2 protein-coding genes are annotated in these 1475 nt (G+C 40.2%); both read right to left on the bottom strand.

The annotated features are described in order from the left end of the window. On the bottom strand, positions 1-828 hold an 828-nt coding region (locus AC1DPQ_RS27485; RefSeq protein WP_477611525.1), incomplete at its 3' end, for a Mur ligase domain-containing protein. A gap of 135 nt (positions 829-963) precedes the next feature. Beyond that, positions 964-1475: UDP-N-acetylglucosamine--N-acetylmuramyl-(pentapeptide) pyrophosphoryl-undecaprenol N-acetylglucosamine transferase (locus tag AC1DPQ_RS27490; protein WP_477611526.1), on the bottom strand; the 512-nt coding region annotated here is incomplete at its 5' end.

Genomic DNA, 1475 nt, shown 5'->3' on the forward strand with positions numbered 1-1475 from the left:
GTGCTTACCGGGAAGCATTAAACTAATGTCTTTGATACTTTGTGTACTATCGGCATAATCGAACACAAATTTCGACCCTTCTACCCTTAAATTTTCTGCCTTTGCAGTTGCCGTTGAACTTGCCGCATAACTGGTGCTTTTTTCAAGTGGCAATCCTTCGTGCGCATAGAGCACACCTTCGGCTTTAAGCTGACCGGCAAACAACCTGAACGATTCTTCGAGATGGCTCTTGTCACCGTAAATATCCAGGTGATCTGCATCCATAGAAGTAACCACGGCTACATCCGGGTGCAAGGTTAGGAAAGAACGGTCGTATTCATCGGCCTCTACCACTACAACGTTGTTCTTACCGAAAAGCACATTACTGTTATAGTTACTGGTTATCCCACCTAAAAAAGCGGTACAATCGTAGCCAGTATCTTTTAAAATATGCGCAACTATAGATGATGTTGTGGTTTTGCCATGTGTACCCGCAACTGCGATACAGAACATTCCTTTACTGATGATCCCTAAAACCTCAGAACGTTTTTTAAGTGCAAAACCTTTATTTATAAAATGGTTTAAAATTTTAGCATCTTTTGGAATCGCTGGAGTGTAAACCACAAGGGTATCATCATGATCATCCAAAAATGCACAGGGCAGTGAAGAGGCTTCATCAAGATACGTAATGAGAATGCCTTCCTGCTCTAAGGTTTCAGTCAGCTTAGTCCTGGTTTTATCATAACCACAAACTACCTGTCCGCGTTTAGCAAAATAACGGGCAAGCGCACTCATGCCGATACCACCGATACCTACAAAGAAAACCCTATTTATTTTACTTAGTTCCATTTTATTTTAAGCTAAAAGTGGAAAGACCAAAGCTTAAAGCTTGCCTTTCYATTGTTTTATTTTTATTTTCTATCGCATTAAGATTGTGCTTCATACCTTGTAATGACAATCTGTCTCTTCTTTGGTCTTTCTACTTTAGTCTTTCCGCTTTATTAGTTTCAGTACTTCGTTCGCTATAATTTCGTCTGCCGCTGGCAATGCCATTTCACCTATGTTTTCTGAAAGTTTTTCACACTGTTCTTTGTTATTTAATAACGCCAGTGCTTCTTTAACCAAAGTATCTTCTGCAGAGCGGTCGTTAATTAATATTGCTGCTCCATTTTTAACCAGGGCCATCGCATTTTTGGTTTGATGGTCTTCTGCAACGTTTGGCGAAGGCACTAATATCACTGGCTTTTTAATCAAACAAAGTTCTGCTATGGTTCCGGCTCCTGCCCGGCTCACAATTACATCTGCTGCTGCATAAGCGAGGTCCATTTTATTTAAAAACTCAAGAATGCGAACATTGGGATGATATGTTAAACCCAATCTTTCAATAATCCCTTTGTAGTAATATTTACCTGTTTGCCAGATCACCTGCACATCTTGAGCAAGGATATCGGGTAAATGTTTTTCAATCGCTTTATTCAGTGTGCCTGCGCCTAAAC

Source organism: Pedobacter sp. 01T416_2 (assembly GCF_056398925.1).